Below are 8,183 nucleotides of genomic sequence, written 5' to 3' on the forward strand. Positions count from 1 at the left end.
CCCGGGGGGTCCCCCCCGCCCCCGTGCTCCGGGCTGGGCTGCTGTGGCGGTGGGCGCCCGGCGGCCCCACCCCCCCGGCCGGTTCACCCGTGACGAAGAGCGTGCGATCGTGCCCGTGATGGAAAAGTTCCATCAATTTGGCACATTATCCGACAGTTTCGCATTTTCGACATGCAGCCGCCCGGCGGTCCGGCACCATGGCGGACAGTGGCCCGGCGGTGGCCGGGCCCTGGGGGATGGGGGATTACCGATGGCTGCGCCCGCGCCTGCGCCAGTGACCCTGACTTGGACGGTCACGCCCGGTGCCGAGACCAAGTTCGCGGACCACAAGTGGCTGCACGACTCGAGGCACCACTTCAGGTTCACCGTCCCGCCGGGGACGAACGCGATCGACCCGGCGACGGTCAGCGTCGACGAGTGGACCAACAGCTCCACAACGCCGTTCACGCACGCGGACTGCACGGAACTGCGCAAGGAAGTCCGCAGCCGGAGCCTCAAGCCGAAGGCGTCGCTGCTGGAGGCGGTGCTGCCGCTGGTGCTGAAGATCCCCGACGGGTGGAGCTGGCATCCGGGCAAGGATCACGCTCAACTCGGCATCACCTGGCCCACCCCCGGCGCGCAACTGCTGCGGGCGGTGCAGTTGCTCATCGCCTTGCGGGCCACGGTCGAGGCCCGGTCCGATCTCGGACGGTTGCTGAACGCGACCGGGACGAGCGTGGTCGCCACGTCGGGCGCCAAGCCCGAACGTTTGGACTTCGACTGGAACGCGGCCTTGCTGGAGGGCCGCGCGGCGGTCAACGAGTTCCTCGAAAACGCGATGCCCATCGTCGAGAAGCCGCCGTCTCACTCGGTCAGCAGCACGACCCTCAACGAACTGCTGATCGCTCGGATGTTCGCCGCCGACCCGAAAGGGCTGGGTCGGCTGCTCGAACTCGGTTTCGTGACACCGGACGGCATGGACGGCCACCCCTTCAAGGACGCCGTGAAGGGCTACAAACTCGACGCGCCCTGCGCGAGTGCGGTCCACCAGGCGTACAACCACCTCCGGTTCGTGCTCTACCTCGAATGGCGGGCCCTGCACGAGCTGTGCCAACGGTGAACAGCGGCCTGTAGCACCGCCGTTGCCGCGCCGCGGGGGCGATCCACGCGACAACGGCCGGCAACGGCGGCGACAGGTGCCTCACCGCGCGCACCCATGCCGACGGTTTCCCCTCCGCGGTCGACGCGAGCGGCGACGCCGCATCCGCCCCCACTCCCGAACGCCGGCGCCCGACGCGACACCCGTGGCCGATCGCCGCGCACGGATGTCGTCGGGACCACCCGAGGCCGTTCCGAGGAACTCCCCTCGGGATTACCGGTGTCGGACCCAAACGCATGCCTGGACGCAATATTTGTCACCAGTCAATAATTCGATACGCTGCACATCGGACGGCGGAGCAAGACACGGCCACCGACGTCAGACAGCGACGATCCCGTCGCTCGATCCCGCGCGCCCGCGACGGGGTGAGGCTGCCGGTCCGACGAAGGGGGTCGTCATGGGGCACCGACCGGTGTCGGCTCGCGACGCCTTCGTCGGCATGCCCGGCGCCCCCGGCACACGTGCGGACGGGCGCGCCGCACGCCCCGTCGGGGGTGACGTCCGCTCGGGTCAGGCGGTACGGGCCTGGGGGGCGCGCGCTGCGTCGGCTACCTCGTCCGCGAGAGTGGCGGCGGCCCCGTGCAGGGCTTCGAGGCCCTTGAGCAGCATCGTCCTGGTTTCCGGCGACATGCGTGCGGTCACCACGGCCAGCTCGCGCTGTCGGCGCGCGCGCAGATCCGCCAAGAAGGCACGGCCCCGCCCGCTCAGCCGCAATTCGAGCTCCCGACGACTGCTGGCACTGGGCGAGCGCTCCACGAAACCCACCGCCTGCAAGCGGTCGCACAGGCGACTGGTCGAGGAGGGCGTCGACCGCAGACCGTCGGCCAACGTGCGCAGGTTGATGCCGTCGTGCTGCTCCAGCAGGAACAGCGCGCGCAGTTGTGACGTGGAGACGGGAGCCGTGGACGCGCGCCCAAGCAGCATCTCGAGCAATTCGGCCGCGGCAGTCGCCGTTCGCGCCGTCTCGTCCGCTTGGTCGTGTCGAGGGGAGGAAACCCCGCTCACCGCCTTACTCTGACGCCCGAAACAGCCGCCGGCCCGACGGCCGCGCCGTACCACAATAGACGCTGGAAAAGCGGTTGATCCGACAGCGGTCCGGACCGCCCCCGGACCCGCACGGGGGCGCCACCGCCGCGCCTCCGCAGAGAACGGCTGCAGACTGACTGTGAATGCATACGAGGAAGCCGAGCGCGCGCTGCGCGCCGCCCCACCGCATGGACTGTTGGACGCCATCCGCACCGTGCTGAAGCGGCACTACGGGGCGAGATCCGTCGAACTTCTGCTGGCCGACTACAGCCTGACCGTCCTGCTGCCGGTCTCCGGGCTCGCCCACACCCCGGAATCCCTGTCCATCGACAACAGTCTCCCGGGCCGAGTCTTCGGCGCACAGGAGCCCGGCCGCGAGGAGCGAGAAGACGCCACGGTCGTACACCTCCCGGTGACCGTACGCGGCGATCGCCTCGGTGTACTCAGCGTGGTCCTGCCCACCGACGCCCATTCGTCGGCGATCCGGGCCGAACTGCTCGACATCGCCGAAATGCTCGCCCACGCGGTGATCGTCGCCGAACGCGACACCGACATCTACCTCCGGGCCCGGCGCAAGGACCGCCTGACCCTGGCGGCCGAAATGCAGTGGCAACTCCTGCCCGGACGAGCGTGCAGCCGCGACGAGTACGCCATCGGCGCCCAACTCGAACCCGCCTACGCCGTCCACGGCGACAACTTCGACTGGTCCGCCACCGCCGACCACCTCGTCCTGACGGTGACCAACGGCATGGGCGAGGGAATCGACGCCGCCCTGCTCACCAACCTCACGATCAACGCCCTGCGCAACGCCCGCCGCGCCGGCATCTCCATCGCCGACCAGGCGGCCCTCGCCGACCAGGCCGTGTTCGCCCAGCACCGCGGCGACGCCTACCTGTCCGTCCTGCTGCTGGACTTCGAACTGAGCACCGGACGAGTCCGGGTGGTCGACGCCGGCTCCCCCCGCCTGCTGCTCCTGCGCGAGGGCACCGTGTCGGCGGTCGACTTCGACGCGCAACTACCCCTGGGCATGTTCGAGGAGACCGACTACACGTCACAGGAGTTCCAGCTCCGGCCCGGCGACCGTCTCGTGTTCGTCAGCGACGGTGTCCACGCCGTCGCCTCTCCCGCCGGCGAGGCATACGGCGAACGCGCGCTGGCCCGGGCGATCAACGCGACCCGACTGCTGCCCGCCGCCGAGATGCCCCGCGCCCTCCTGCGCGAACTCACCGGCCACCGAGGCCGCCCCGACCCCGACGACGACGCGCTGGTGGTATGCCTGGACTGGCACGGCCGCCCCACCACCCACCCGCCGGCCGAGGACCCCGCCAACCCCTGAAGACACCACACCCGACCGCGACGACAACCGGCCTCCGGCCGGACCCGTCGGCAGTGAGGACCGCTCCGCCGGCCGAGCACCCGGTCTTCGACCTCACGCATGCGCCGGGCTTGCGATTCGACGGCGGCACCCGCCTTGGCCGGCCAGGTCGCCGGCGACCCGGTCGAGTCGATCACCACGCGGCTCGATACCGGCCTCGGCCCGGTGACCGGGCATGCCGCCACCGCGGAACAGCCCCACAGTCGGCGGGTACGGCGGCCCCGATGCCGGGCGTGATCAGGCGGACGCCTTCCCGGTCGAACGTGTGGCGGACCGCCTCGGTGATCCGGGCCCGCGTCATCCCTGCGGTGATGGGGATGCCGGATCGGCGGGGGAATTCGGCGGCGAGAGCTTTCGCCGTGCCGATCGTGATGGTCGGTCCGGTGGGGTTGTGGGCCGACGGCCTCGGCTCGGTTTCAGGATCGGCTCTCTTCCTCGCTCCAGTCTCGTAGCCGGCGCAGCGGGTGTCCGGTCGTGGACTTGCACAGGAACTCGGCGCGTTCGTACGACAGTCGCCCGCGGCCGGTCAGCGGGCAGACGTCCTCCGGGCCCAGGATGCCCGCCCGGGTCGGGCCCGGGCGTCGGTCGGCGAGGAACACCGGGCCTCGGGTCCGGCCGTCCAGAAGCTCGGGCAGGAGCGCCGCGGTGCGCGATCGCCAGGTGATCCATGCGTCACGCCGATCCGACCGCCGGTCGGTGCGGCGGGCTCGGCGCTCCGGCAGGTCGAGGTCCTGGACGTTGAGGGCCAGCACGGCCGCGACGGTCGTGCCCGACTCGTGCAGCAGCGTCCACAACGTGCGCTCCCGCAACGGGGCTTCCACGTCTCCCGGCCACGCCGTTCCGGGCGGGATCGGGGCGGGCGCCGGCGCGGGGCGGCGTTGGGGCGTTCGTTGGGGGATACCCGCGTCCAGGCCCGGGGTGTGCGTCCACGCCGCGAACGCCCGTACGGCGGAGCGGTGTCGATTCCACGTGGCCGCCGCCACGCCACCCCACGACACGCGGAAGGCACCGGCGATCTGATCGGCCGTCAGCGACGCGAGCGGCATCCCCACACCCAGAGAGAGCCGCAGCCGCCACATCGTCTGTCCGTAGGAGCGGGCCGTCGCCGGCGCGAGCCGATCCCCGGCCAGGAAGGCGTCGATGGCCTCGCCGAACGTCCACGCGGACGCGTCGCCGAGCGGGATCGCCTCGGCCCGACGCGTCAGGTAGGTCTGTTCGGCGCTGTTGCGCGTCAGCAACGCCGCGCGCTCGAACTCCCGGCGGGCCTCCTCGCCGCGCCCCAGCCGCAGCAGCAGGTCGCCTCGTACCCCCGGGAGCAGGTGGTAGTCGCGTAGCGCGGGGTCCGCGACGAGCTCGTCGACGAGGGCGAGGCCGGCCGCCGGGCCGTCCGCCATCCCCACCGCGACCGCCCGGTTGAGTCGCACCACGGCGGTGGGCAGGAGGCCGGCCAAGGCGGTGTACAGCCCGGCGATCCGGACCCAGTCGGTCTCCTCGGCGGTGCGCGCCTGGGCGTGGCAGACGGCGATCGCGGCCTGCAACAGGTAGGGACCGGGCCGGCCGGGCGTGCCGGCCGCGCGGGCGCGCAACATCGCCGCGAAGCCGCGGCGGATGAGCAACCCGTCCCAGCGTCCCCGGTTCTGCGCGTGCAACGGCACGGGTTCGCCGGCGGGACCGGTGCGCGCCGGCGTACGCGACGCCTGGATCTCCATGAGCGCCACCAGGCCGTGGGCCTCCGGCTCGTCGGGCACCGACTCGGCGAGCAGGCGGCCCAACCTCAGTGCCTCCAGGCACAGGCCGGGCCGGATCAGGTCCTCGCCCGAGGTCGCCGAGTAGCCCTCGTTGAAGATCAAGTAGACGACCTCCAGGACGGAGGCGAGGCGTTCGGCCAACTCGGCGCCATCCGGGAGCTCGAACGGCACCCGCTCCTCGGCGAGGGTGCGTTTCGCCGTCGCGATGCGGCGGGCGATCAGTGGCTCGACGGTGAGGAACGCGCGGGCGATCTCGGCCGCGGTGAGCCCGCCGAGCAGCCGCAGGGTGAGGGCGACGCGCGCCTCGGTCGGCAGCACCGGGTGGCAGGAGACGAACATCAGCCGCAGCACGTCGTCCTGCTCGGACTCGGATTGGGGTTCGGCGGCCCCGGGGTCGTGTTCGGGGCCGCCGACGTCGTCGAGTCGCCGTTGCTCGGCCAGTTCGTACGCGAGCGTCTCGCCGTGTTCCGCCAGGCGCCGTTCGCGGCGGATGTGGTCGACCGCGCGGCGTTTGGCGACGGTGGTGAGCCAGGCCCCCGGGTTGTCCGGGATGCCCGACTCCGGCCACTGTTCCAGCGCCGCGACGAGCGCGTCCTGGGCCAGTTCCTCGGCCGCGCCCACATCGCGGACCATGCGGGTCAGCGCGGCGACGAGACGGGCCGACTCCATCCTCCAGATCGCGTCGATCGTGCGGTGGACGTCCGTCACGGACCGAAGACCTGTTGGATCACGCTCTCGCCGTCACCGACGATCCGGCGGAACCGGCGGGCCAGTTCGATCGCCTCCTCGTGGGAGCGGACCTCGACGAGGGCGAAGCCGACCACCGCCTCCTTGGACTCGGCGAACGGACCGTCCGTGACGGTGACCTCGCCGCCCTCGGAGACCAGCCGGACGCCGCTCGGCTCCAGACCGCCGGAGGCCAGCAGTACACCCGCGGCGCTGAGCTCCTCGATGAAGGCGCCCATCTCGGCGAACAGCCTCTCGTCGGGGGTTTTCGCGTTCTCCGAGGCCTTGGACATCATCAGGTAGCGCATGGCGTTTCTCCGTCTCGTCCGGCCCGGCCGGATCGCCGAGGCACACCCGTGCGTCGTATCCGCCGTGTGACGGGTAATTACCTTATTCCCTGTCACATCAGCGGATCGACGACGGTGCGAGCCCCACCGGAATCCGGGGCCCGCCCGCCCCTCGAAGGAGCCCGCCGTGACCACCACCACCCGACCCCCGCGCCCCCCGGTCACCGCCGACCGGACCCGGACCGCCGCCGAACGCGGCTCGGTCGGCACCCGTGCGCTGCTCGCCTGCGCGGCCGTCGCCGGTCCACTGTGGGTGGCCGTGTCGGTCGCCCAGGCACTCACCCGCGAGGGTTTCGAGCCGACCCGGCACGCGCTCAGCCAGTTGGCCACCGGATCGCTCGGCCGGCTCCAGATCACCAACTTCGTGATCGCCGGCATCCTGGCCACCGCCGGCGCGGCCGGGCTGCGGCGGGTCATGCAGGGGACGGCCGGCGGCGTCGCGGTGCCGCAGCTGGTCCGGGTGGTGGGCGTGGGCATGGTCGCCGCCGGGCTGCTGACGATGGACCCGGCGGACGGCTTCCCCGTGGGCACGCCGGACGGCGTCCCGGAGTCGATGAGTTGGCACGCGTACGGACACATGGCCGCCGGGTCGATCACGTTCTTCTCGCTGATCGCCATCGGCTACCTGCTCGGCCGACACTTCTCCCGGCTCGGGAACCGGCGGCTCGCGGTCGTCTGCCGCGTCGCGGCCACGGTCAAGTTGGCGGGCGACGCCTGGGCGATGAGCGGCGGCGCGGCCGGCGCGTTGACCATAGCCATCGGTACGACCGTCATGTTCGCGCTGCTCGCCTACGTGGCCGCGCACTACCGGCGTACCGCCTGAGGAACACCGCCCCCCGGCCTGCGCACGCGCTCGCCGAGTGGGCGCGACAGCCCCCGGAGTTCGTCGACCGGGGGCGCCCGCCCCGTGCGACCGACGTCGTGGTGACGCACAGGTCGCCGCACGACGAGGCGGTCGAGAGGCACCCGCTGCGGTGCCCTCGAAAAGGGATCGTCGGGACCGACGAGTCCCGCGCGATCCGGCGGTTTTGGTGAACGGTAATCAACCCAACCAGGAAGTGAGACGGTTCGATGCGCATTGTCATTGGTGAGTTCGTCAGTCTGGACGGCGTCATGCAGGCTCCGGGCGGGCCGGACGAGGACACCGACGGCGGGTTCGCCCACGGTGGTTGGACGCACCCGTTCTTCGACCCGCAGGTGATGGGTGGCGCGCTCGCGGAGTGGGCCGCCGACACCGATGCCCTGCTGTTCGGGCGCCGGACGTGGCAGGTCATGGCCGCGGCGTGGCCCGGGCGGGCCGGTGACCCCTTCGCCGACCACATGAACTCGGTCGCCAAGTACGTCGTCTCCGACACCCTGGCCGACGACGACCTCACGTGGAACAACACCACCCGCATCCCCGGGGACGGGGCCCTGGACGGGATCAGGAAGCTGCGCGAGACCGACGGCCGCGACCTGGTCGTGATGGGCAGCCTCTCGCTGGCCCGCACCCTCGTGGCCGAGGGGCTGGTCGACGAGCTGCGTCTGATGATCATGCCGGTGCTCGTCGGCGGCGGAAAGACGCTCTTCCCGACCGACGGCGCGCTGCGCCCGCTCGAACTGGTCTCGACGGTGGTCAGCAGCACGGGCGTGCACGTGTGCACCTACCGGCCGGTGACCGCGGCGTAGTTCGCGCCCGGGATCGCACTCCCACGGCGCGGCCGGGAACACTCCCGGCCGCGCCGACACGGCGACGAAGACGCGGACCGCCTCGGCACCGGCACCATCGAGGCTGGGAAACGCGGTCGCTCTCGCAACGCGTCGTCGGGCCCGTGCACCGCACG

7 protein-coding genes are annotated in these 8,183 nt (G+C 71.9%); 4 read left to right on the forward strand and 3 right to left on the reverse strand.

All coding sequences use genetic code 11. The annotated features are described in order from the left end of the window. Positions 1–274 precede the first annotated feature (274 nt). Positions 275–1,099, forward strand: coding sequence for a hypothetical protein (locus ACFXMF_RS45215; protein WP_360321063.1), 825 nt, complete (start codon positions 275–277; stop codon positions 1,097–1,099). A 549-nt stretch (positions 1,100–1,648) separates the two neighbouring features. Here ACFXMF_RS45215 and ACFXMF_RS45220 read toward each other — a convergent pair. Further along, on the reverse strand, positions 1,649–2,062 hold the full coding sequence (locus tag ACFXMF_RS45220; protein WP_360321060.1) for a MarR family transcriptional regulator: 414 nt from the start codon (positions 2,060–2,062) through the stop codon (positions 1,649–1,651). 241 nt (positions 2,063–2,303) lie between these two features. Here ACFXMF_RS45220 and ACFXMF_RS45225 point away from each other — a divergent pair, with 241 nt between their 5' ends. Continuing rightward, positions 2,304–3,500 (forward strand): PP2C family protein-serine/threonine phosphatase, encoded by a 1,197-nt coding sequence (locus ACFXMF_RS45225; RefSeq protein ID WP_360321057.1) that lies wholly within the window; start codon positions 2,304–2,306, stop codon positions 3,498–3,500. A gap of 455 nt (positions 3,501–3,955) precedes the next feature. On the opposite strand, the gene ACFXMF_RS45230 is transcribed toward ACFXMF_RS45225, so the two are convergent. Both ACFXMF_RS45230 and ACFXMF_RS45235 read right to left on the reverse strand, forming a co-directional pair. After that, a complete protein-coding gene (locus ACFXMF_RS45230; RefSeq protein WP_379991289.1) occupies positions 3,956–5,995 on the reverse strand; it encodes a sigma-70 family RNA polymerase sigma factor in 2,040 nt (679 codons plus the stop codon). Further along, a complete protein-coding gene (locus ACFXMF_RS45235) occupies positions 5,992–6,321 on the reverse strand; it encodes a YciI family protein (RefSeq protein WP_360321051.1) in 330 nt (109 codons plus the stop codon). The genes ACFXMF_RS45230 and ACFXMF_RS45235 overlap by 4 nt, the downstream gene beginning before the upstream one ends. A gap of 166 nt (positions 6,322–6,487) precedes the next feature. On the opposite strand from ACFXMF_RS45235, the gene ACFXMF_RS45240 reads away from it, so the two are divergent. Together ACFXMF_RS45240 and ACFXMF_RS45245 are read left to right on the forward strand one after the other, a co-directional pair. After that, on the forward strand, positions 6,488–7,183 hold the full coding sequence (locus tag ACFXMF_RS45240; protein WP_379991288.1) for a DUF998 domain-containing protein: 696 nt from the start codon (positions 6,488–6,490) through the stop codon (positions 7,181–7,183). Between the two features lie 248 nt (positions 7,184–7,431). Next, positions 7,432–8,028: a dihydrofolate reductase family protein gene (locus tag ACFXMF_RS45245; RefSeq protein ID WP_360321045.1), complete on the forward strand. Its 597-nt coding sequence runs from the start codon at positions 7,432–7,434 to the stop codon at positions 8,026–8,028. Positions 8,029–8,183: the final 155 nt, after the last annotated feature.

This window comes from Embleya sp. NPDC059213, from assembly GCF_042754445.1.
Classification (GTDB): domain Bacteria; phylum Actinomycetota; class Actinomycetes; order Streptomycetales; family Streptomycetaceae; genus Embleya.